The sequence below is a fragment of the Brevundimonas naejangsanensis genome (assembly GCF_003627995.1).
Lineage (GTDB): Bacteria > Pseudomonadota > Alphaproteobacteria > Caulobacterales > Caulobacteraceae > Brevundimonas > Brevundimonas naejangsanensis_B.
On record NZ_CP032707.1, the window covers coordinates 2,691,090 to 2,712,347 of the forward strand.

20 protein-coding genes, 2 tRNA genes and 1 pseudogene are annotated in these 21,258 nt (G+C 69.1%); 13 read left to right on the top strand and 10 right to left on the bottom strand.

Annotated features, from left to right (window positions below):
- The first annotated feature begins 31 nt into the window (after positions 1 to 31).
- Positions 32 to 2,122, top strand: coding sequence for an ATP-dependent DNA helicase RecG (gene recG, locus D8I30_RS12705; protein WP_121483534.1), 2,091 nt, complete (start codon positions 32 to 34; stop codon positions 2,120 to 2,122).
- A gap of 34 nt (positions 2,123 to 2,156) precedes the next feature.
- Here the strand turns inward: recG and D8I30_RS12710 are convergent, their stop codons facing one another.
- From D8I30_RS12710 to D8I30_RS12720, 3 genes are all read right to left on the bottom strand, one after another.
- Positions 2,157 to 2,720, bottom strand: a complete 564-nt coding sequence (locus D8I30_RS12710; RefSeq protein WP_121483072.1) for a DUF2497 domain-containing protein — start codon at positions 2,718 to 2,720, stop codon at positions 2,157 to 2,159.
- Between the two features lie 160 nt (positions 2,721 to 2,880).
- The gene (locus D8I30_RS12715; protein ID WP_121483073.1) at positions 2,881 to 4,455 is read right to left on the bottom strand and encodes a TolC family outer membrane protein; all 1,575 of its coding nucleotides are present in this window, start codon (positions 4,453 to 4,455) and stop codon (positions 2,881 to 2,883) included.
- Positions 4,456 to 4,592: 137 nt separating this feature from the next.
- Entirely contained in the window at positions 4,593 to 5,222 is a 630-nt protein-coding gene (locus tag D8I30_RS12720) for a protein-L-isoaspartate O-methyltransferase family protein (protein ID WP_121483074.1), read from the bottom strand.
- A gap of 131 nt (positions 5,223 to 5,353) precedes the next feature.
- Between D8I30_RS12720 and D8I30_RS12725 the strand changes: the two genes are divergently transcribed.
- Positions 5,354 to 5,427: transfer RNA gene (locus tag D8I30_RS12725), tRNA-Cys, on the top strand.
- A gap of 49 nt (positions 5,428 to 5,476) precedes the next feature.
- Here D8I30_RS12725 and D8I30_RS12730 read toward each other — a convergent pair.
- Positions 5,477 to 6,289, bottom strand: coding sequence for a TrmH family RNA methyltransferase (locus D8I30_RS12730; protein WP_121483075.1), 813 nt, complete (start codon positions 6,287 to 6,289; stop codon positions 5,477 to 5,479).
- Between the two features lie 111 nt (positions 6,290 to 6,400).
- On the opposite strand from D8I30_RS12730, the gene D8I30_RS12735 reads away from it, so the two are divergent.
- Both D8I30_RS12735 and D8I30_RS12740 read left to right on the top strand, forming a co-directional pair.
- Positions 6,401 to 6,475 (top strand) — tRNA-Asn (locus tag D8I30_RS12735).
- A gap of 201 nt (positions 6,476 to 6,676) precedes the next feature.
- A complete protein-coding gene (locus tag D8I30_RS12740) occupies positions 6,677 to 7,471 on the top strand; it encodes a helix-turn-helix domain-containing protein (protein ID WP_121483076.1) in 795 nt (264 codons plus the stop codon).
- A gap of 55 nt (positions 7,472 to 7,526) precedes the next feature.
- Here D8I30_RS12740 and D8I30_RS12745 read toward each other — a convergent pair whose 3' ends face one another.
- A complete protein-coding gene (locus D8I30_RS12745) occupies positions 7,527 to 9,140 on the bottom strand; it encodes a SulP family inorganic anion transporter (protein WP_121483077.1) in 1,614 nt (537 codons plus the stop codon).
- A gap of 266 nt (positions 9,141 to 9,406) precedes the next feature.
- On the opposite strand from D8I30_RS12745, the gene D8I30_RS12750 reads away from it, so the two are divergent.
- The 6 genes and pseudogenes from D8I30_RS12750 to D8I30_RS12775 form a co-directional block, all read left to right on the top strand.
- Positions 9,407 to 10,846 (top strand): efflux transporter outer membrane subunit, encoded by a 1,440-nt coding sequence (locus tag D8I30_RS12750; RefSeq protein WP_276118934.1) that lies wholly within the window; start codon positions 9,407 to 9,409, stop codon positions 10,844 to 10,846.
- Entirely contained in the window at positions 10,847 to 11,848 is a 1,002-nt protein-coding gene (locus tag D8I30_RS14975; RefSeq protein ID WP_121483079.1) for an HlyD family secretion protein, read from the top strand.
- Positions 11,845 to 12,792, top strand: coding sequence for an ABC transporter ATP-binding protein (locus D8I30_RS12760; protein WP_121483535.1), 948 nt, complete (start codon positions 11,845 to 11,847; stop codon positions 12,790 to 12,792). The genes D8I30_RS14975 and D8I30_RS12760 overlap by 4 nt, the downstream gene beginning before the upstream one ends.
- Positions 12,789 to 13,925 (top strand): ABC transporter permease, encoded by a 1,137-nt coding sequence (locus tag D8I30_RS12765; RefSeq protein ID WP_121483080.1) that lies wholly within the window; start codon positions 12,789 to 12,791, stop codon positions 13,923 to 13,925. Before D8I30_RS12760 ends, D8I30_RS12765 begins: the two co-directional genes overlap by 4 nt.
- A gap of 125 nt (positions 13,926 to 14,050) precedes the next feature.
- On the top strand, positions 14,051 to 14,752 hold the full coding sequence (locus D8I30_RS12770) for a 2OG-Fe(II) oxygenase (protein WP_121483081.1): 702 nt from the start codon (positions 14,051 to 14,053) through the stop codon (positions 14,750 to 14,752).
- A gap of 25 nt (positions 14,753 to 14,777) precedes the next feature.
- Positions 14,778 to 15,053, top strand: a pseudogene (locus D8I30_RS12775) (CC0125/CC1285 family lipoprotein); the annotation flags it as partial.
- Positions 15,054 to 15,104: 51 nt separating this feature from the next.
- Here D8I30_RS12775 and D8I30_RS12780 read toward each other — a convergent pair.
- Positions 15,105 to 15,434 carry a hypothetical protein gene (locus D8I30_RS12780; RefSeq protein WP_121483083.1) on the bottom strand — a complete coding sequence of 110 codons (330 nt, stop codon included), beginning with the start codon at positions 15,432 to 15,434 and terminating at the stop codon, positions 15,105 to 15,107.
- 444 nt (positions 15,435 to 15,878) lie between these two features.
- Here D8I30_RS12780 and D8I30_RS12790 point away from each other — a divergent pair, with 444 nt between their 5' ends.
- Positions 15,879 to 16,646: an SDR family NAD(P)-dependent oxidoreductase gene (locus D8I30_RS12790; RefSeq protein ID WP_121483085.1), complete on the top strand. Its 768-nt coding sequence runs from the start codon at positions 15,879 to 15,881 to the stop codon at positions 16,644 to 16,646.
- Between the two features lie 137 nt (positions 16,647 to 16,783).
- Here the strand turns inward: D8I30_RS12790 and D8I30_RS12795 are convergent, their stop codons facing one another.
- Positions 16,784 to 17,515: a hypothetical protein gene (locus D8I30_RS12795; RefSeq protein WP_240387246.1), complete on the bottom strand. Its 732-nt coding sequence runs from the start codon at positions 17,513 to 17,515 to the stop codon at positions 16,784 to 16,786.
- 113 nt (positions 17,516 to 17,628) lie between these two features.
- Between D8I30_RS12795 and D8I30_RS12800 the strand changes: the two genes are divergently transcribed.
- A complete protein-coding gene (locus D8I30_RS12800; protein ID WP_121483087.1) occupies positions 17,629 to 18,234 on the top strand; it encodes a TIGR00730 family Rossman fold protein in 606 nt (201 codons plus the stop codon).
- A 116-nt stretch (positions 18,235 to 18,350) separates the two neighbouring features.
- On the top strand, positions 18,351 to 18,644 hold the full coding sequence (locus D8I30_RS12805) for a CC_3452 family protein (RefSeq protein ID WP_121483088.1): 294 nt from the start codon (positions 18,351 to 18,353) through the stop codon (positions 18,642 to 18,644).
- 76 nt (positions 18,645 to 18,720) lie between these two features.
- On the opposite strand, the gene gltX is transcribed toward D8I30_RS12805, so the two are convergent.
- The 3 genes from gltX to D8I30_RS12820 form a co-directional block, all read right to left on the bottom strand.
- Positions 18,721 to 20,055: a glutamate--tRNA ligase gene (gene gltX / locus D8I30_RS12810; RefSeq protein WP_121483089.1), complete on the bottom strand. Its 1,335-nt coding sequence runs from the start codon at positions 20,053 to 20,055 to the stop codon at positions 18,721 to 18,723.
- An 84-nt stretch (positions 20,056 to 20,139) separates the two neighbouring features.
- On the bottom strand, positions 20,140 to 20,574 hold the full coding sequence (dksA, locus tag D8I30_RS12815; RefSeq protein WP_121483090.1) for an RNA polymerase-binding protein DksA: 435 nt from the start codon (positions 20,572 to 20,574) through the stop codon (positions 20,140 to 20,142).
- A gap of 185 nt (positions 20,575 to 20,759) precedes the next feature.
- Entirely contained in the window at positions 20,760 to 21,188 is a 429-nt protein-coding gene (locus D8I30_RS12820) for a flagellar assembly protein FliX (protein WP_121483091.1), read from the bottom strand.
- Positions 21,189 to 21,258 lie beyond the last annotated feature (70 nt).

Consider the following 21,258-nt stretch of genomic DNA (forward strand, 5'->3'; position numbering starts at 1 on the left):
GACGCCGCTTCGCCAGCTATGCTGTCCAATGATGAGGCCCGAGATTCTCTTTCCCCTGTTCGCGGACGTCACCACGCTGAAAGGCGTGGGGCCGCGCAGCGCGCCCCTGGTGCAGAAGGTGGCGGGCCCGCTGGTGCGCGACGTGCTGTTCCTGTCGCCCAGCGGGGTGATCCAGCGCCGCCGCACCACGGCGATGGAGGCCGTCGACGGCGAGATCGGCGTCTTCGAGGTCGTGATCGACCGCCTGATTCCGCCGCACAAGCACGGCGCGCCGATAAAGGTGCGCGCCATCGACGAGACGGGCTTCGTCCACCTGATCTGGTTCGCCGGCTCGCCGCGCCATATCGAGAGCCTGGCCCCGCGCGGCGCGCGGCGGCTGGTGACGGGCAAGGTCGAGCGCTTCAACAACGAAGTCCAGATCGCCCACCCCGACTACATCCTGCCGATCGAGAAGGCGGACGAGATTCCGCTGTCCGAACCCGTCTATCCGGCGACGCAGGGGCTGACCTCGCGCCAGATCCGCAAACTGGCGCAGGGCGCGCTGGCCCTCGCGCCCGAGCTTCCCGAGTGGCAGGAACCGAACTGGCTGGCGGCGCGGCGCTGGGCCGGCTGGCGCGCGGCGCTGGAGACCCTGCACGCCCCGACCAACGAGGCCGACCTGACGCCGGACGCCGCCGTGCGCCAGCGCCTGGCCTATGACGAGCTGTTCGCGCACCAGTTGGCCCTGGCGCGCCGCCGTCGCGCCCGCCAGATCACGCCCGCCGCCCGCATCGCGCCGGGCGAGGCGTCCGCCCGCCTGCTGTCCGCCCTGCCCTTCGCCCTGACCGGGGCTCAGCAACAGGCCGTCGCCGAAATCCGCGCCGACCTGGCGTCCGGCGAGCAGATGGGGCGGCTGCTTCAGGGCGACGTCGGCTCGGGCAAGACGGCGGTCGCGGCCCTGGCCCTGGCCGATGCGGCCTCCAGCGGCCTTCAGTCCGCCCTGATGGCGCCGACCGAGATTCTGGCGCGCCAGCATCACGACAAGCTGTCGCCCCTGCTGGATCAGGCGGGCGTGCGCAGCCTGCTGCTGACCGGACGCGACACAGTTGCCGAGCGGCGCGGCAAGCTGGCGGCCCTGGCCTCGGGCGAGGTTCAGGTCGCCATCGGCACCCATGCCCTGTTCCAGGACGCCGTGTGCTTCGACCGCCTAGCCCTGGCCGTCATCGACGAGCAGCACCGCTTCGGCGTGCGCGAGCGCCAGCGGCTGCAGGCCAAGGGCGACCCGCGCCTGGGCGGCGTCCACCTGCTGACCATGTCGGCGACGCCCATCCCCCGCACGCTGGAGCTGACGCAGTACGGCGAACTGGAGGTCAGCCGCCTGATGGAGAAGCCGCCCGGCCGCACGCCTGTCACCACGGCCGTCCTGCCGCTGGCGCGCATCGGCGAGGTGGCGAAGCGGCTGAAGTCGGCGGTCGAGGCAGGTGCCCAGGCCTACTGGATCTGTCCTCTGGTGGCGGAATCCGAAGCCATCGACCTGGCCGCCGCCGAGGATCGGGCCGAGGACCTGCGCAAGCTGCTGGGAACGGAGGTCGGCCTGGCCCACGGCCAGATGCCCGGCGCCGAGCGCGAGGCGGTGATGGCCGAGTTCGCAAATGGTCGCCTGCCCGTCCTCGTCGCCACGACCGTGGTCGAGGTCGGCGTCGACGTGCCCAACGCCTCCATCATGGTAATCGAGCACGCTGACCGCTTCGGTCTGGCGCAGCTTCACCAGTTGCGCGGGCGCGTGGGGCGCGGCGCCAAGGCCAGCTCCTGCATCCTGCTGTATGGCGGCGAGGACGGCGGGCTGGGCGAAACGGCGAAGGAACGGCTGGAGACCCTGCGCCGCACCGAGGACGGCTTCGTCATCGCCGAAGAAGACTTCCGCCTGCGCGGCGGCGGCGACCCGCTGGGCCTGAAGCAGAGCGGCTTCCCGGCCTATCGCTTCGCCGATCCGATCCGGCATCGCTCCCTGTTGCTGGCGGCGGCGGACGACGCCCGCCTGCTACTGGGCCGCGATCCCGAGCTGGCCAGCGAGCGCGGTCAGGCCGTGCGCCTGCTGGAAGCCCTGTTCGACTGGAAAAACGAACGCCCCTCAGCGGACTGAGGGGCGTCGAAAAAACTCGGCGATGTTCGAGCGATCAGCCCGCGCTGCGGGCGATGCGCTCGACTTCCTTGCGCACCTGGGCCTCGACGATGGCCGGCAGGTTGGCGTCCAGCCAGTCCTTCAGCATCGGGCGCAACATCTCGCGGACCATGGCCTCGACGGTGTTGCCGCTCATGAAGGGCATGTCGCCCGTGGCGGCGACAGGCGCCGGTTCCGGCTTCTGGAAAGTGGCCGCCAATCCAGCGAAGGCCGAGGCGGCGCTGGCGGCGGCGGTCTCGCCGACCAGGGCGTCCGTCTCCGGCGCGGCGGCGAACGGTTCCGGCTGCGGTGCGGGTTCAGGCTCAGCAGGGAACGGGGCGGCGTCCGCCACGTCCAGGTCGCCGATGGCTTCGGCGGCCGGCGCCTTATACGGCTCCGTCAGCTCCAGCACCTCGTCCTCGGCAGCGACCGGCTCAGGTTCGGCGACGACGGGCTCGGGCTCAGGCGCCGCTTCGGCCGCCGGGGCCGTTTCGGCCGGGGCGTCGTCTTCAGAGATGATCCGGCGAATCGACGCCAGAATCTCTTCCATCGTCGGTTCCTGGGCGGCTTGTTCGGTCATGTCGGAACCTCAACCTCGGCGCTCGAACGGGGACGATCGCCAACCGATACGGACTGGGCAGGCGACGACGGGGGCCGGGAGCAACAGACTCGCCTCCCCCTTGAATCCTGTCGTCGCATCAACGCCCGCCGGAATCAACGGACGTTTTGGCGTCGAGCCCTCAGGCCTGGGGAGCGGTGCGGACGACCTCGCCCTTCAACTGGCGGTCGACCGGGGCGTCCTCGGCGTCCGCCGCCGGGGTCGTGGGCGGCGCGGCGATGCGGTCGATCGCCTCGATCACGCCATCCCAAGGCAGGGCGCCGCGGTTGCGAACGGCGCGATAGTTGTCCGCCGGGTCATAGGCTTCGATCGTCGGATCCAGGTTGGGACCGCCCAGACGGCCCATGGCCGCCAGCAGCTGGGCCTGGGCCACGTATTCATTGCGGCGGGCGCTCGCCAGGGCCACTTCGGCGTTGCGCAGCTCCAGCTCCTGGTTCAGCACGTCCAGAGTGGTGCGCAGACCCACCTGGGCCTCCTGGCGCACGCCTTCGGCGGCCACCGAGGCGGCGCGGACCGCCTGTTCTCCGGCCTGGACGCTTGAACGGGCCGAGGCGCTCTGGGCATAGGCCGAGCTGACCGATTGCAGCACGGTGCGGCGTTCGCCCTCGACGTTGATCTGGGCCGCGTTGGCGCGCTCCAGGGCCTGGGCCACACGCGACCGGTTCAGGCCGCCGGTGAACAGGGGCACGGAGACGGTGGCCCCGGCCGTGAAACTGGTGCGGTCGCCCAGATCGAAGCCCGACAGATCATTGGCCGTGCCGCCGTAGGAGGCGTTCAGGCGCGCCGACGGCAGGTATTCGGCGCGGGCCGCCGCCACATTGGCCTCGGCCGCCTTCTGGACGTAGAGGGCCGACAGGACGCCGGGGTTCTCGGCCAGGCCCACGTCCATGGCGCTGTCGAAGTTCGACGGCAGGCCGGGCAGGACCGGCAGGGTCTGCAGATTGGCCGGCGCCTGGCCCACCACGGCGGCGTAGGCCGCTCGCGACACCGAAAGCTGCGCCTGGGCGCTGGCCAGGTCAGCCTCGGACTGAGCCAGACGCGCCTCGGACTGGGCCACGTCGGTGCGGGTGATCTCGCCGACCTCGAAACGAGCGTTGGATTCGTCCAGCTGGCGACGCAGGACGGCCAGGTTCTCCTGGCGGATGCGCAGGATCTCCAGGTCGCGCACCACGTCGGCATAGGCCTGGATGACCGACACCATGACCTGCTGCTCGACCTCGCGCAGGTTCTCGCGTCCGGCCAGGACATTGGCCTCGGCCGCGGCGATACCATGCGACACGCGCCCCGCGGTCCACAGGTTCTGGCTCAGGTTGACGCTGGCGCTGGCGCCGTCGCGCTCCACCGTGCCGCCCGACGTGCTGCTGCTCGCCGGCAGGGTCCCGGTCGCATCGGCCACGCCGTCGCCGTTGGTGTCGATCGGGAAGGTCCGCGCCTGGGTGGTCGTCGTCACCTGGTCGGTGCGCGAGCGGCTGTAGTCGACGCCGGCCGAGGCGTTGATCGTCGGACGCAGTCCCGCGCGCGCCTGGACGATGCTCTCGTCCAGCGCCCGCTGATTCGCTCGCTGGGCCAGCAGGGACGGATTGGTCCGATAGGCCAGGCCGATGGCTTCCTGCAGCGTCTCCGCAAAGGAGGGCGTCGCCCCCATCGTCAATGCGACCAGTGCGACCGAAGCGAGCGCGCGCGAGCGTTTCAACATGAACCTGTCCCTGCCTGACGCCCCCATCCGGCGCGCCTGTAGTGCCTTATAGCGGCATAGTTGGAAGCTAGCTTCGCCAGACGCCAGTTAAGTTTTTTTCACGCAGCACGGCGCCGCTTCCGTCGCCGGGCAAAGGCTTAAAGCGCAAACGCCGGGGCCGGGACCATTTCCGTCAGCAGATCGGGGGCCGCGTCGAACAGTTCGCGACGCGACACGCCCTCGCGTCCCCGCACATAGAGGACCGCCGTGCCGCTGGCGCCCTTGCGCTCCACCACGGCCAGGCGGCCGCCAGGACGCAGGGCCGTCAGCCAGGCCTCGGGACGCTCGGTCACCGCGCCCTCGCTGACGATGAGGTCGTAACCTTCGCCCTGGGGCTGCGTCAGCGGCGCAACCACGGTTTCGACGCCGGCCTCGGCCAGGGCAGCGCCCGCCACCTCGAACACGGCCGCGTCCGATTCCTGCGCCGTCACCTTCAGACCCAGGCGCGCCAAGACGGCGGCGGCGTAGGGGCCGGCCACGGCCAGGGCGGTCTCGCCGGCGCGGGCGTCCACGCCCTGCAGCAGCTTGGCCACATCGCGCGGCAGCATCAGGCGACGCTCGCCCGCGATCTCGGGTTCGACGTCGGCATAGGCCGAGAAGGCGCGGTCGGCGGCGCAGAATCGTTCGCGCTCCACGGCTCCGATGGCGGCCTGCAGATCACGGTCGGTGACGTCATTCACGCGGACTTGGGTGTCCAGCATCACCTTGCGGGCGGCGGCGAAATCCATGATGCGAGGTCCTTCAGGTCGGCTTAAGCGAAGAAATGTGCCGCGCTTATAGGTCCGTGCGTTGCAGCGGACAATCCGATCTGATAGCTGACGGCCCTCGCGATGGCGGGGCCCCCGAATAAAGGGGCCGCGGCCTGATGGCGGAGTGGTGACGCAGAGGACTGCAAATCCTTGCACCCGGGTTCGATTCCCGGTCAGGCCTCCATCGCGCTAAACGCCGAGAAAGCCGCCCTTCGGGGCGGCTTTCTTGCTTTTCAGCCCTCGCTTGCCGTCGTCGTCAGGTGATGCAGGGCCACGGCGCTGGTCGCCGCCACGTTCAGCGAATCGAATCCGCCCGCCATGCGGATGCCCACTGGACGGCAGCGCGCGATGATCTCGCGCGGCAGCCCCGGCCCTTCGCTGCCGAGCAGGACAGCCGTGCGCCGCCCCGCCTGCAGTTCCGCCAGCGTCTGTTCGGCCGAAGGCGTCAGCGCCAGCACGTCGAATTCCCTGCCCTGCAACAGATCGACCATGGCCTCGGCGGTCAGGCCGGTCGCCATGGGGGTCCGCAGCACCGCGCCCACCGAGACGCGGATGGCCTTGCGATAGAAGGGATCGCAGCAGGTCCGATCCAGCAGCACGGCCCCTGCGCCGAAGGCGGCCGCGTTGCGGAACAGGCCGCCGATGTTGTCATGGTTGCCGATGCCGCAGGCCGCGACCACCACGGCCCGCTCCGGCAAGCCGTCCAGCAAGGCGCCCGCATCGACCGGCTCGGGCTTGCGCCCCAGCGCCAGAATGCCCCGATGCAGGTCAAAGCCCGCCACGGCGTTCAGCACGGCCTGGGGCGCGACATGAACCGGCACGTGCTGCGGCAGCCGCTCCAGGACCTGCCGAAGCCCCTCCAGCCGCTTCTCGGCGATCAGCACCGCCACGGGCGCTGACCGCGAGGCTTCGGAGGCCAGCACGCGCAGCACCACCTCTCCCTCGGCCACGAACAGGCCCTGCCGCCCGGTCAGGTCGCGTTCCTTCACATCGCGAAAGGCGGCGATGCGCGGGTCGTCGGGATCAAGAACAGGGATCGGAGTCATGCCGACCCTTGTAGCGCAGGGCTTCGCGAAAAAATTTGGCGATTTCTGTCTTTTACCGGTTGCATGAATCGAAAAGGCGCTGCTATACGCCGGCCTCCCCCGAGGGGATGTTCCGCGGTAGCTCAGTGGTAGAGCAGCCGACTGTTAATCGGCTGGTCGTAGGTTCGAATCCTACCCGCGGAGCCATTTTCCCTCTGACTTGATGGGGGGCCAGGCGGGGGCCTCAACGCCCCTGGCCCGCCTTCATCAGCCCCCGCTTCCCTACAGTTTTCATTCGGGTTCGATCGGTCGCGTTGCGCGGCGTGTCACGTTCCTGGGAATCGGTCTGTTGCGCAGTTCGGCGCGACAACCAGAGCGCTTGGGAACCCCCAGGCCATTGGGGCGATTATGGGGCGTCGCCCGTCGCAACGAACGCTGCTCACCGTGTCCAGCCCCTTGCCTGTCCCCGCCTGGTCGGCCGCCCGTCCCCCTCCCCGCTCATCCGGCGCGACCAGGGCGATTCTGGCGCTCGCTCCTGGCCAGGCGATCTATGCCCAGGGGGATCCGGCCCGAGCGCTCTACGCCGTCGTCTCCGGGGCCGTCCGCACCGTGCGCCATTCCAAGGATGGGCGTCGTCAGGTGGGCGCGTTCTATTTCCCGGGCGACCGTTTCGGGCTGGCGGTAGGCGAAGAACATGGCTTCACGGCCGAAGCCATGTGCACGACCCAGGTCACGACCATGGAGCGATCGACGACCGGCGACGACGAAGCGGCGGAGACAGCGCTATGCGAATTGGCGCGCGCCCACGACCACCTGGCCATGCTGGGACGCCGCTCGGCCGAAGAGAAGGTGGCCAGTTTTCTGATCGAGATGGCGCGTCGCGGCGCATCAGACCTGACCACCCTGCCCATGAGCCGCCAGGACATGGCCGACTACCTCGGCCTTGCGCTGGAGACGGTCTCGCGCGCGCTGAGCCGCTTCAAGGACCAGGGGCTCGTGGCCTTCGCCTCCAGTCGTGATTTCCATATCATCAGGGGGGTCGCGCTGGCCCGCCTGGCTGAGACCTGGCGACCGGCGATGTGGCGATATCCATCAAGCGGAAAATCGTCCGACGAGCCTCAGCCGCAAATTCCGCCGAGCGCTGGCCCCTCGCCGGATTCGTACAACGCCTTGACCGTGGTCAAACCGCCCCCGTCGACCTGATCCGATACGCGCGCGTCATCCTTGTCGCGGCGAAGGGGGCCAGCAGCGTTGTCTCTCAGGGCGCGCCCTCCGCCGGTTCCTTCTCAAGGGCGACGACCGCGTCATCGACGCTATAGCTGGCGCGCGCCTGAAGATCGGGAACGCCCGACGCCGCCATCACGTCGCGTGCGCGATCGTGCAGCCGGGCGAACCGCACCTTCACGCCCTTGGCGCGCATAGCCGCGTCGAACTCGATCAGCGCGTCCAGCGCTGTGCTGTCCAGATCGATGCTTTCCTCCAGGCTCAGGATGACCGCCCGGGCATCCGGTTCGCTGCGCACATAGGCGGCGACGACCGCCAGCACTCGTTCGGCATTGGCGAAGAACAGCGGCTGCGCCGGTCGACAGATGGCGATGCGATCCGGCGCGACGGCTTCGGGGTGTCGGGCCATGTCCACGTAGTCGTGGCTGTCGCCCAGTCGCCCGAGAAGCGCGACGCGGGGCGTGGCGAGGCGGCTGACCAGTGCCAGGAACGACAAGCCGATCGCCAGCAGCATCCCATCCAAGACGCCCAGCGCCAGCACGCCGCCAGCGGCGCCCATCGCCACATATTGATCCCGATCCAGGCGCCACAGACGCAGAAGGGGTGCGGGATTGAGCGAGGGCGCGAGCGCCGCGATGACGACGGCGGCCAACACCGTCTGCGGGAGATAGGCGATCAGAGGGGCGCCCCAGGCCACCAGGGCGGCCAGGCCCAGCGCCGCAACGACGGCGGTCGCACGGGTGGCGGCTCCCGCGGCTTCGCTGGCCGCACCGACTGAAAAACCCGCGCCGACGGGCATTCCCTGAACCAAGGCGCTGGCCAGATTGGCGACCCCCAGGCCGCCGAGTTCACGATTGGCGGCGACCTCGTCCCCGTGCCGCAGGGCCAGGGTGCGGATCGTGCCCCAGGATTCCGCGAACAGGATCATGACCAAAGGCAAGGCCCACGGGGCCAGGCGTGAGAAGTCGCCCCATCCCATGGCGGGCCAGTTCGGCCATGACGGCATGATCCTGATCGCCCCCACGACGGCGACGCCCCGTTCGGACAGGCCGAAAACGTGGGACGCGCCTACGCTCGCCACGAGAACCAGGAAGGCTCCCGGCAAGCCGGGACGCCGCCTCAACCCCAACAGGCAAGCCAGGGCGGCCAGCCCCAAGGCGAGGCTGATCAGGTTCCAGGCCGGCGCAGCCGCCGCCAGACCCGCCGCCAGACGGAAGATGTCCGGCGCCTGGACCGGCGCGCCAACCAGGATCGGAAGCTGGCGGATGATGATGGTGACGGCCAGGCCAAAGGCGAACCCCCGCAGCACGGGGCGCGAAATGAAACCCGCCAGCCCGCCCAGGCGCGCGATAAAGGCGACCAGAAACAGGCCCCCTATCAAGGCGACGATGATCGCCGCCAGCGCGGCCTTGTCGCCGGCGTCGCCCGGCACGACCGCCAGGGTGGCCGCCAGGATCGCCGCCGATGACGACGTGGGCGACACGATCGCGAAGCGGCTTCGACCTGCGGCCGCATAGCCGAGGCAGCCCGCCACGGCGGCGAAGACGGCGTGCTGGGGTTCAAGCCCCGCGATCCCCGCGTAGGCTACAGCCTCCGGCAGCATCAGGCCGGCGACGGACACCCCCGCGATCAGATCGTTCCTGCGCATCGCCTCGATCTAGCCTCGCCTATCCGCGATTTTGCAACAACGCCGAAGGCCCGGCCTCCGCGGCCCGTTGCCATCGGTTCGCCGGCGCCTTCCCGAACTGAAAGCGCTGCGATGCGACCCTTTGAGATGAACGACGTTATCTTCGCTCAGGCGCCGTTCGGTAACGGAGGCGCCGATCCAGGATCGACAGGCGGCGCAGGCGGAGGGCGAACGGAATGGCGAGGGCGACGCGCCGACGCTGGGGCCTGGATCTGATCTTGCGCCGCATGGCGCCGGCGCTGGCGGTTTGGCTCTCGGCCTGCGTGGCCGGACCGGACTCTCAAGAGCCTCGGATGCAGGTTCCCGAAGCCTTTTCCCAGGCCCCCTCCGCCGTCCAGTCCGACGCCGCGTGGTGGCGGGGTTTCGGCGACCCCCTGCTGGATCAACTGGTCGCCGAGGCGCGAGCCGCCAACCTGGACCTGCGCCAGGCCGCGCTGCGGGTCGAGGAGGCGCGCCATCAGGTGCGGATCGTCGGGGCTGCGGCCGCCCCCCAGGTTTCGGCGAATGCTCAGGCCAGCGACAACCGCCTCAGCGAAACCACTTCGATCGCCCCCCTGCTCGGTGGTGGGGGCGCGCCCGGCTCCGTCCCCACCGGCGCGCCGGGAACGACCTTCGCCACTTACCAAGTCGGCTTCGACGCCTCCTGGGAGCTGGACCTTGCCGGCGCGAACCGGCGCGCGGTCCAGGCGGCGCAGGCGCGGGTCGATGCCGCGGCCTGGACCGCGCGCGACGCTGAAATCATCCTGACCGCCGAGGTCGCTCGCAGCTATCTGGATTATCGGGCCCTCAACCGACGCATCGACGTCAACGCCCAGCTCAAGGCGGTGCGCGCCGAGGCCCTGACCTACAGCCAGGTTCGCCGCCGCCATGGCCTGACGACGATCCTGGATGAACGTCGCGCGGAACGCGACCTGGCCGCGGTCGACGCCGCGCGGCAGGATCTGATCGCCGAGCGCGCCGCCCGGGCGCACGCCCTGGCTGGCCTTCTGGGACGCCCGCCGCTGGCGCTGAGCGCGGAACTTGCCGCCGCGCCGGTCGCCACCGGAACCCCCGACGCCATCCCCGTCGGCTTGCCCTCGGACCTGCTGAGGCGACGGCCGGACCTGCGCGCCGCCGAGCGTGACCTGGCGGCCGCGACCGCCGATATCGGCGTCGCCGTGGCTGACCTCTATCCCTCCATCAGCCTGACAGGCGCCGTCAGCCTGGTCTCGGGATCACTCGCCAAACTGATTTCGGGGGACAGCCTTCAGACCTCGGCGGGCGCAGGCCTGACCCTGCCCCTGCTGGACGGCGGCCGACGCCGTGCGACCGTGGATCTGCGGCGGACCCAGGCCCAGGCCGCCTTGCTGGCCTATCAGGCGGCCGTGCTGACTGCCCTGAAAGACGTGGAGGACGCCCTCAGCCGCCTGGAGGCCGAGCGCGCGCGCAAGGCCCGCCTTCAGGCCGCAGAGGCCGCCGCCCGCGACCAGTTGGCGGCCATCCAGGCCCAGAACACGGCCGGACTGGCGACCGGACTCGACCTTCTGGCGGCGCGGGCCTCGCTGCTGGACGCTTCCGACGCTCTGGTCCAGGCCCAGGCGGCAACCGATCAGGCCGTGGTGGCGCTTTACAAGGCTCTGGGCGGCGGTTGGGACGAGCGCCGCGTCGCTGTTTCTGGAGGGACCTAGGTGCCCGATGCCGTGAACCGCTCCAGACGCCTCTCACGCCGCGCGCTTATCATCACCCTGATCGTCGGCATGGCGGCCTTCGCCCTCCTGGCCTGGGGAATCATCAGCCGCCGCCAGGAAGAGGCGCCTGTCTTCACGGGCTACGTCGTCGCTCAAAACCTCTATATGTCCGCGCCCGTCGCGGGCACGATCGACAATCTGGCCGTCGTGCGCGGCCAAAGGGTAGAAGCGGGCGCGCCCCTCTTCCGCATCGACCCGACCTCGCTGGGCGCCCGCGCCGATCAGGCCGCCGCCCAGGTCGACCAGGGCCGGGCCCAGCTCGCGTCCGACGCCGCCGCCCTGGACCGGGCCCGCGCCGCCCTGGCCGCCGCCGAGGTCGAAGTCGGGCGCACGGCCTCCGACCTGGCCCGCTTCCTCACCGCCGAGCACGAGAAGTCGGGCTCCGTCTCCGGCCAGCAGATCGATCAGGCGCGCGCCGCCGCCGCCAGCGCCCGAAGGCAACGCGACGCCGCCCGCACCGATGTGGCCGCCGCGACCGCCCGCATCGCCGCCAGCCAGGCCGGAATCCAGGGCAGTCGCGCCGCGGTCGTCGACGCCCGCCGCCAGCTCAGCCAGCTCTCGCCCGTCGCTCCGGTGGCCGCGCGGGTGGAGGACGTGATGTATCAGGCCGGCGAATGGGTCGCGGCCAATGCGCCGGTCGTCAGCCTAGTCCCCGACGCCCAGGTCAAGGTGCGCTTCTATGTGCCGCAGGCCCTGGTGAACGCCTATCGCCCCGGAACTCTGGTCGCCGTGGGCTGCGACGGCTGCGCCTCCGGCATGAAGGCGCGGGTGAACTACATCTCGAGCCGACCGGAATACACCCCGCCGATCATCTACAGCCTGGCCACTCGCGACAAGTTGGTCTTCCTCGTCGAGGCGACGCCGTCGGCGCCACGCAGCCTGACCCCCGGCCAGCCCATCGACGTCAGGCCCGAGAGCCTGCCCGAGCGCGGCGCCCGATGACCCGCGCCATCGACGTCAGGGGCCTGAACAAGTCGTTCGGCGACAAGCATGTGGTGCGCGACGTGACCATCGCCGTCGACGAAGGACGGATCACCGGCTTCCTGGGTCCCAACGGCTCGGGCAAGACGACGACCCTGCGTCTGCTATGCGGCCTGCTGACGCCGGACAGCGGCGAGGGCGAGGTGCTGGGGCTGAACTTCCGCACGGAAAGCGCCGGGATCAAGCGGCAGACCGGCTATATGACGCAGCGGTTCTCGCTTTATGACGACATGACGATCAGCGAAAACCTGACCTTCGTGGCCCGGGTCTATGGCCTGGACGACCGGGCCGGCCGGGTGGATCGCGCGCTTGCGCGGCTGGGTCTGGCGGATCGACGCCATCAGCTGGCGGGGGCCTTGTCGGGCGGCTGGAAGCAACGGCTGGCCCTGGCTGCGGCCACCCTGCACGAACCGCGCCTGCTGCTTCTGGACGAGCCGACCGCCGGGGTCGACCCCAAGGCGCGCCGCGAGTTCTGGGACGAGATCCACGAACTGGCCGCCGCCGGCCTCACCGTCCTGGTCTCGACCCACTACATGGACGAGGCCGAGCGATGCCATGACATCGGCTACATCCTGCACGGCGAGCTGATCGCGCGTGGAACCGGCCGGCAGATCGTCGACGCATCGCGCCTCATCACCTTCAACGGCGAAGGTCCCGACATCGATCGGCTGGCGCACAAGCTCTCGACCCAGGCGGGCGTGATCAGCGCCTCCGCCTTCGGCGCCGCCGTCCACGTCAGCGGCCTGGACCGCGCCGCGCTGGAGAAGGCCATCCAGCCCTACCGACAGCCACCCTACCGATGGACCGAGGTCGCGCCCTCGCTGGAGGACGTCTTCATCCAGTTGATGGGCGATCCCCGCAATGAGAGGCCTGAAGACCGGACTGAGGACCCGCGCTTGTCATGACCGGCGCCCTGCTCAGAATCTACGCTGTCCTGTCCAAGGAGTTCACCCAGCTCAGCCGGGACCGGATCACCTACGCCATGATCCTGATGATGCCGCTCGTGCAGTTGCTGCTGTTCGGCTACGCAATCAACACGGACCCGCGGCACCTGCCGGCGGCCGTCTTCTCCAGCGACCACAGCGCCATGGCCGGTTCCGTCATCGCGGCGATGGAAAGGACCAGCTACGTCGACGTGCGCTACCTTCCCCGCTCCGAAGGCGAGATGGACGACCTGCTGCGACGCGGCCAGGTGATGCTGGGACTGACCATCCCGCCGGATTTCACCGAACGGGTGCTGAGAGGCGACAAGGCGCAGGTTCTGGCCGAGGTGGACGCCTCGGATCCCGTGTCCGCCGCCGGCGCGCTGGGAGCCGTCGCCGCCCTGCCCGACAGCGCACTTGACCGGCAACTGGTCGGCGCAGCCGCGCGGCCGTCGCCCGCCCCGCCTTTCGAGGTCGTGGTCCACCGCCTCTACAATCCCGAGAACCTCACCGCCTACAACATCGTCCCGGGCCTTCTGGGAACCATCCTGTCGATGACCCTGGTGATGATGACCGCCATGGCCGTCACCCGCGAACGCGAGCGCGGCACGATGGAGGCCCTGCTCTCGACCCCGGCCACGCCGATCGAGATCATGATCGGCAAGCTCACGCCCTATGTCCTGGTCGGCGTCATCCAGACCACGGTCATCCTGTCGGTGGCGCGTTTCCTGTTTCACGTCCCCATGGCCCAGACCTTGGCCGGGTGGATCGCGCTGACCTGCGGCGTGGCCCTGTTCATCATCGGCAATCTGGCGCTCGGCTACCTGATCTCGACCCTGGCCAAGAGCCAGCTTCAGGCCATGCAGATGTCCTTCTTCTACATGATGCCGTCGATCTTCCTGTCCGGGTTCGCCTTTCCCTTCTACGGCCTGCCGCAGTGGGCCCAGCACATCGGCAACATCCTGCCCGTCACCCATTTCCTGAGGATCGTGCGCGGCGCCCTGCTCAAGCAGCAGATTCTGTCCGACATGGGGTCCAATCTTCTGGCCCTGGGGTTGTTCGTCCTGATTATTTCCGGCCTGGCCCTGGCCCGCTCCCGCACGACGCTGGACTGACGGTCGCCAGCCAGGCCCTTCCGGCCTCCCGCCGTTGCGCATTGACAAATGGCCGACGGGAGCGCTCGCTCGATAACGGAGTTCCGTGATTCACGCCGTAGGCGCCTAACCGGAGGACCTTCGCATTGTCCGCTCAAGCCGATTTCCACGAGACCCGGGCGCCTTCAGCTCCCTTTCTCGACCTGGGCGCGCTGGACGAGGCCCTGGCTTCGAACGAGCCCTACCAGCATCTTCTGATCCCCAGCTTCCTGACGCCGGGCGCTGCCGAACGGCTGGCGGCCGACTATCCCGACATCAATGTATCGGGGTTCGTGACCCTGGAGTCTGACACCCTTTCGCCGGCCTTCGCCGCCTTGATCGAGGAATTGAAGGGGCCGGAGCTGACCGAACGGCTGTCGAAGAAGTTCGGGCGGGACATGCATGCCTTTCCACGCCTGGTGACGGTGCGTCGCTGGTCACAGGCCAAGGAGGGCCATATTCACACCGACTCCGAGCGCAAGGTGATGACCATGCTGCTCTATCTCAACGAAGATTGGGGCGACACGTCCGGCGGGTGTCTGCGGGTCCTCTATGACGGCAAGAATTTCGAGCCCTACGCCCTCGAGGTGCCGCCGCTGAACGGGACGGCCTTCGCCTTTACGCGCTCCGAGAAGTCCTGGCACGGCCACCTGCCTTTCGCGGGCGAGCGCCGCGTGGTCCAGGTCACCTGGTTGCGGGACGCCGAGGCGATGAACCGCAAAATGTCGAACAATCACCTTCACCAGCGCCTGAAACGCCTGTTCGGACGCATCCGGTCGCCGCGGCGTTCGGCCGCCATGCCGGGCTGAACCGGACGCCGCCGCCCAGCGCAGCACCGACGCCACGTCGGAAATTTACAACTATCCCATCGCCCGCCCATGGGGTCCGATGTGGGGGCCGCGATGGCGCTACAATAACGGCCTCGGCGCCTGGCGCACCTGGGATCCGTGGTATTCAGACCCCTTCTTCGACGTCGCGCAGGCCACCCAATACGAGGCGTCCGCCGAAATCGTCATGGGACATGGCGCCAAGCCGGCGAACGATCCTCGTGCCTTCGATGCGCGCAGCCTGATGGCGGCCCTGTCCGGCCAGATCGTGCGCCCCCGCTGATCGCCGTCAATCGTCCTGGAGTCCTTCCCATGCGCACGACGGCGAAGTCCGTCACGGCCGCTGGGGCGGCAGGCGCATCCCGGCGGCGCTGGCCGTGATCCCTGCCGGGCCGTCATGAAGCCCTTCGGACCGACGACCAGCCGCATGCGCTCCGTCGTCGTGATTGCTCATCGGCTGATCGGCATCGGCCTGATCACCGGCGCCTTGATCGTGCTGTGGCTCCAGTATCGCGACCTGAATCTGGAGGCGCTCCTGGCGCAGGCCGAGCGCTGGGACGGCCTCAGGGTAGGCGCAGCCGTGGGCTTCTGCATCATCGGCTTCCTGCTGCTCGGCCTTCTCGAATGGCTGGGCCTGAACTGGAGCGGCGCCTCCATTGCGCACGGCGTTGGTCGGTTCCGTCGATCACCCACAGCCTCGGGGCCAACGTCGTGGTCGCCGCCTTCGCCCGCTCCTGGGCCTACAGGCGATCGGGCCCCTGCCGCTTCTGCCTTCCGCGACGACCACCCTCTTCGTCGCGGTTTCCTACGCCCTGGGCCTGGCTGTCATGGTCGGGTTCGGCCTAGCCGGCGCCGGCGAGGCGGACATCAAGGCGGCGGGGCTGGATCCGGGGCTGGCCGGCCCGTTTTTCCGCGGAGCCTCGCCGCTGGCCCAGAACGGCCGAACGATCGCTATACGTCTCAGGCCCCGAGCCTGGCTCGCCTTCGCCTGCGCGGTGCGCTTCTACCCCTCTCAGGCGAGGGTGTGGTCGGACCCGCCCCGCTATCGCCGGGAACGCTCATGGCAGAAGGCGGTTTCGGGCGGGGAGGATCGAAACAGGATACCGCCATGCAACGCCTGAAACACAAGGTCGCCGTCGTGACCGGAGCCGCCATGGGCCTGGGCCACGCGATCGCCGCGCGAATGGCCGAAGAGGGCGCATCGGTTGCGCTTCTCGACCTGCTCGAGGATGAGGCGCGCGCGGCCGCGGTCGAGTTGGCCAGCCGCGGCCTCGAGTGCGAAGGCTGGGCCTGCGACGTGTCCAGCGAGCGCTCGGTCGAGGCGGCCATGGCGGCTGCGGTCGCCCGCTTCGGGCGGCTCGACATTCTGGTGAACAATGCAGGCGTCTCGGGCGTCGACAAACCCACGCACGAGGTCACCGAAGCTGAGTGGGACTGGGTTCAGGCCGTCAACGTCAAGGGCGTCTTTTTCGGCGTCAAACACGCCGTGCCGCATCTGCGGCGGGCCGGCGGCGGGTCAATCATCAATCTGTCCTCGATATACGGGTTGATCGGAGGCGCGGACGTGCCGCCCTATCACGCGTCCAAGGGCGCCGTCCGGCTGATGACCAAGACCGACGCCCTGCTCTACGCGTCGGACCGCATCCGGGTGAACTCCATCCATCCCGGCTTCATCTGGACCCCCATGGTGGAGCGCCACCTGGCGCGCCAGGCCGATCCCGAAGCGGCGCGAGAAGCGGCGGCGGCGCTGCACCCGCTGGGCCATATGGGCGATCCAGACGACATCGCCTGGGGCGCGGTCTATCTCGCGTCCGACGAGGCGAAATTCGTCACGGGCTCCGAGCTCGTCATCGACGGCGGCTACACCGCCCGCTGAGGCCGCTGTCCAAGAAAAAATGCCCGGCGCAGTGGCGCCGGGCTGAAGTCATTCGGTGATGGTGGGTGTCCTCGAAGAAAGAAGACGCTCCGTTGATCAACTGGTTTGGTTAACGCGCCATTAACGCTAATCCGAGATCAGGCGTTTTCATCCGGGAACCAGCTGGTCTGGCGCGCCGCGCCGGACAAGACGCGCGTGACCCGCCAGCCCCCGCCCGCACGTTCGGCTCGGTCGGCGGGGGCGCCGGGTCCCGGATATCGGAAAGCACGCCCCCCGACGCCGATCTCGACCGAAATGTCGCCTACGCCCGGAACCACGGCAATCCAGCGCCCCCTCGCGTCCGTCACGGCGTGGACGACATCGCTTCCGGCGCGCACCGCGACACGCTCCCCAGGCGCGGCCCGTCCCGAGGCGGTCAGCCCCCGCCCGTCTCCGTCCACGGCGTCCAGCGCGGGCCCTGGCGTCAGTCGCAGGCTCGGCTCGCCGTCGATCAACAGCGCAGCCAGTTCCCCGCCTTCTCCGGCCAGCAGCAGCCGCTGCGGCCCCGGCGTGGTCGACTGGCCGATCTGGATTTCCGGCGTCAGCACCTGACCGAGCGCCGCGGCGCCGATGTGAAGTTCAAAGAGTCCGCGCGAATCGGCGCCCGCCGCCATGGCGGCGCCGTCCCCGCCGCTCAGGATAACCCGGGCGCCGGGGGCGGCCTCGCCGCGCACCAAGGCGCCGCCCGCCGCTTTAGGAACCACGCTGGCGATGCGCGGCGTGGCCATCCAGACGCCGTCCTCGGCCTGGGCCGGCTCCGGCCCTGCGTCAGGCCGACTGGGCGCTCGGCAAGCCGAGAGCGCCGGGCCCAGCACCAGGCACAAACTCATCAGCAGACCGATCCTTCGTTTCATCCTGTTCCGCATCGCTATATGGCTGTCTGTCCAGATAGACGGCCACGGTCCGTCTGTCTTCCTTCGCCGCCAGAGATCCCCAAGGTCCCATGTCCCTGCCCTCCGTCAACATCGCCCCTTTCGAAGGCCGATCCGTCTGCCTGTTCTGCGGTTCGTCCGACGGCACGGACCCCCGCTACATCCAGGCGGCGGCGGAGTTCGGCCAGGCCGTGGCCGAGGCGGGATGGCGATTCGTCTATGGCGGCGGCGGGGTCGGCCTGATGGGCGCCTCGGCCCGGGCGGCCCATGCGGCGGGCGGCCGTGTCGTCGGCATCATGCCCGCCTTCCTGCGCAGCCGTGAACGCCTGTTCGACGACGTGGAGACCATCGTCGTCACCTCCATGCACGAGCGCAAACAGCTCATGTACGACGAATCCGACGTCTTCGTCGTCGCGCCCGGCGGCGTCGGCACCCTGGAGGAAGTGGTGGAGCTGCTGTCCTGGAAACGCCTCGACCTGCACGCCAAACCGGTCATCTTCTTGAATCTGGACGGCTTCTGGGACGGCTTCTTCACCCTGATCGAACACACGGTCGACAAGGGGATGACGCCCGCCGATTTCCTGGACGCCTATGTCAGCGTCGATTCCGTCGAGGGGGCCATCGCGGCCATGAAATCGGCGCAGGAGACGCCTCACTTGAAACATGATCGCCGGTAAGTAAACGTAGGTCAGTAACGCCGATCCGTCACACGTTGGAAGCCGATTGACAGTTTCCTAAAAAAACGGACTATGGCGCTGCTGGGCGTGCGCCCTACCCTTATCGGAGACTGTCCATGCGTGCTCTTCTCGTCGCCGCCGTCCTGTTCGCGGCCGCTCCCGCCCTGGCCGAAGCCCCGGCCACCAGCGCCGTCCTGGCCGACGCCGCCAAGGCTCCGTCCGGCCGCGTCATCGTCGACGGCGCGACCTGGCGCTGCGAAGGCGACGCCTGCACCGCCACGGGCGGCTCCAGCCAGCCCGCGACCCGCGCCTGCCGCCGCGTCGTCGCCAAGCTGGGTCCGGTGACCAGCTTCTCCTACAAGGGCCAGGCCCTGAGCGCGGAAGAGATCGCCGCCTGCAACGCAGGCTGATCCAGATTTCGATCTGAAACGAAAAGGGCCGCTCTCGTCATGAGAGCGGCCCTTGTTCTTTGCGGCAACGACGAGCTTACGCCGCCTCGCCCTTCAGACGACGCACGATGCGGTCGCGGCCGATCAGCGGCGTCATGGCGGCCATGTCCGGGCCGTGCGCCTGGCCGGTCAGGATCAGGCGCAGCGGCATGAACAGCGCCTTGCCCTTGGCGCCGGTCTTGTCCTTCACGGCCGACGTCCACGCCGACCAGGCGCCGCCGTCGATGGTCTCGGGCAGCAGCTCCAGGGCTGCGGCGGCGAAGGCGGCGTCCTCGATCACCGGGGTTACAGGGCCGGTGACGATCTTCGCCATTTCAACGACATCGCCGAACTTGTTGAGATTGCCCTTCACCGTGTTCCAGAATTCCTCGCCCAGATCGGCCCCCAGGGCCTCCAGGCGCGGCTTGGCGGCGGCGTAGTCCATGGCGTGCACCGCCTGGGCGTTCAGGCGATCCAGGTCGGCCGTGTCATAGCGCGCGGGCGAACGGCCCATCTTGGAGAAGGCGAAGCCGGCGCCCAGTTCCTCCAGCGACGCCGCCACCTCCAGATTGTCCGAGGTGCCGATCTTGCCCAGGTGGCTGGTGATGGCGATCGGCTCATAGCCGTCGGCGCGCATGTCGATGATGGCCAGCGAACCCAGGCGCTTGGACAGGGCCGAACCGTCGGCGCCGACCAGCAGCGGCATGTGGGCGAAGCCCGGAACCTTGGCGTCCAGCGCCTCGAAGATCTCGATCTGGGCGCCGGTGTTGGTGACGTGATCCTCGCCCCGGATGATGTGGGTGATCTCCATGTCGATGTCATCGACGACCGACGGCAGGGTGTAGAGGAACAGCCCGTCCTCGCGGATCAGCACCGGGTCGGACATGGAGGCGGTGTCCACCTCGGCGTGGCCGCGCGCCAGGTCTTCCCAGGCGACGCGCTTGCCTTCCAGCTTGAAGCGCCAGTGCGGGCGGCGGCCCTCGGCCTCCAGGGCGGCCTTCTCGGCCTCGGTCAGCGACAGGGCGGCGCGGTCATAGACGGGCGGCAGGCCGCGCGACAGCTGCACCTTACGGCGGCGGTCGAGTTCGTCGGCGGTTTCGTAGCAGGGGTAGAGCCGGCCCGCGGCCTTCAGCTTGGCGGCGGCCTCTTCATAGCGGTCGAACCGCTTGGATTGGTTGTAGCGCTCGTCCCAGGTCAGGCCGAGCCACTTCAGGTCGATCTCGATGTTGTCTTCCGACTCCTTGGTCGAGCGGACCAGGTCGGTGTCGTCGATGCGCAGGACGAAGCTGCCGCCCTGCCCCTTGGCGAACAGCCAGTTCACCAGGGCGGTGCGGACATTGCCGACGTGCAGCTTACCCGTGGGCGACGGGGCGAAACGAACCTTGACGGACATGGGGGATCAACGACCTCGATAGGAAGGCGGCTTGGTCGCGCCGCCGTCCCTTCAAGTCAAGCCGATCCGCCCAATCAGATGCTGTCAGTCGTCGCGGTGGACCCGTTCGCGGCGTTCGTGACGCTCTTGCGCCTCGACCGACAGGGTCGCGGTCGGACGGGCTTCCAGACGGCCCAGGCCGATCGGTTCGCCCGTATCCTCGCAATAACCGTAGGAGCCGTCCTCGATCCGGCGCAGGGCCTCGTCGATCTTGGAGATCAGCTTGCGCTGGCGATCGCGGGTGCGAAGCTCCAGGGCCCGGTCGGATTCCGACGAGGCGCGGTCCACTAGATCCGGATGATTTTCCGTTTCGGCCTTGAGGTTGGTGACCGTCCCTTTGGATTCGCGGAGGATGTCGTCCTTCCACGCCAGGAGCTTGGCCTTGAAATAGGCGAGCTGCCGTTCGTTCATGAACGGTTCGTCGTCAGTCGGCCGGTACGGAACCGGCTCCCCCTGAACCACAGACGCTAATGCGTTCATCGCACTCACGCTCTTATCTATCGCGCCCCCCTGCGGCGCATTGGCCGTATAGGCAAGCGCAAGAGTCGCGGCAATGGTGTTCGCGAGTCCGTGATATGGCTACGCTCAATTAACCCGGGGACCTTGTGGCATTATGGTCGCACACAGGTCTCTGGAGCCTGTTTTGACCAGGTTTCCCAAGGCCTTCAGGCCCTCACCCTGCCCGCCTCGGCCTTGGCCAGCTCCACCGCCGCCCGCAGGTCGATCTGGTCCAGCACGCTTTTCAGGCCTGGTTCGGCATCCTCAGGCCGTTCCTCGCGCAGATTGCGCGCCAGACGCTCGAGCGCCGCGGCCCCGTCCTGACCGCCCAGCAGAGCCAGCTTCAGCTCGTCCAGCCGATCCAGCAGCCCCGAACCCCGACGAATCGCGCGACGACGGCGCTCTGTCGGATCCTCGACGCCCTGAAGCGCCATCAGGGCCGCCGCGCTGCTCACGCCCGAGGCGGAAGAGGTCGCGCCGGCGTGGCCCGCGCCGCTCGCGGCGCCGGCGCTCGGCAGGGCGAAGCCGCCCGCAGCGCGCGCCGCAGGCCGTGATGCCGGCGTGGAAGCGGCGCCCGCTGGTCCCGTGACCTTCATAAGACGTCTCCTTCTCGCCCCGACCATGAGCCGACGGGCTGAAAGCTTGGTTAACGGCCCGGCAAAACCT

Coding starts and splice junctions, on each gene's coding strand:
- recG (WP_121483534.1), top strand. CDS start 32: ATGAGGCCCGAGATTCTCTTTCCCCTGTTCGCGGACGTCACCACGCTG.
- D8I30_RS12710 (WP_121483072.1), bottom strand. CDS start 2,720: ATGACCGAACAAGCCGCCCAGGAACCGACGATGGAAGAGATTCTGGCG.
- D8I30_RS12715 (WP_121483073.1), bottom strand. CDS start 4,455: ATGTTGAAACGCTCGCGCGCGCTCGCTTCGGTCGCACTGGTCGCATTG.
- D8I30_RS12720 (WP_121483074.1), bottom strand. CDS start 5,222: ATGGATTTCGCCGCCGCCCGCAAGGTGATGCTGGACACCCAAGTCCGC.
- D8I30_RS12730 (WP_121483075.1), bottom strand. CDS start 6,289: ATGACTCCGATCCCTGTTCTTGATCCCGACGACCCGCGCATCGCCGCC.
- D8I30_RS12740 (WP_121483076.1), top strand. CDS start 6,677: ATGGGGCGTCGCCCGTCGCAACGAACGCTGCTCACCGTGTCCAGCCCC.
- D8I30_RS12745 (WP_121483077.1), bottom strand. CDS start 9,140: ATGCGCAGGAACGATCTGATCGCGGGGGTGTCCGTCGCCGGCCTGATG.
- D8I30_RS12750 (WP_276118934.1), top strand. CDS start 9,407: ATGGCGCCGGCGCTGGCGGTTTGGCTCTCGGCCTGCGTGGCCGGACCG.
- D8I30_RS12760 (WP_121483535.1), top strand. CDS start 11,845: ATGACCCGCGCCATCGACGTCAGGGGCCTGAACAAGTCGTTCGGCGAC.
- D8I30_RS12765 (WP_121483080.1), top strand. CDS start 12,789: ATGACCGGCGCCCTGCTCAGAATCTACGCTGTCCTGTCCAAGGAGTTC.
- D8I30_RS12790 (WP_121483085.1), top strand. CDS start 15,879: ATGCAACGCCTGAAACACAAGGTCGCCGTCGTGACCGGAGCCGCCATG.
- D8I30_RS12795 (WP_240387246.1), bottom strand. CDS start 17,515: ATGAGTTTGTGCCTGGTGCTGGGCCCGGCGCTCTCGGCTTGCCGAGCG.
- D8I30_RS12800 (WP_121483087.1), top strand. CDS start 17,629: ATGTCCCTGCCCTCCGTCAACATCGCCCCTTTCGAAGGCCGATCCGTC.
- D8I30_RS12805 (WP_121483088.1), top strand. CDS start 18,351: ATGCGTGCTCTTCTCGTCGCCGCCGTCCTGTTCGCGGCCGCTCCCGCC.
- gltX (WP_121483089.1), bottom strand. CDS start 20,055: ATGTCCGTCAAGGTTCGTTTCGCCCCGTCGCCCACGGGTAAGCTGCAC.
- dksA (WP_121483090.1), bottom strand. CDS start 20,574: ATGAACGCATTAGCGTCTGTGGTTCAGGGGGAGCCGGTTCCGTACCGG.
- D8I30_RS12820 (WP_121483091.1), bottom strand. CDS start 21,188: ATGAAGGTCACGGGACCAGCGGGCGCCGCTTCCACGCCGGCATCACGG.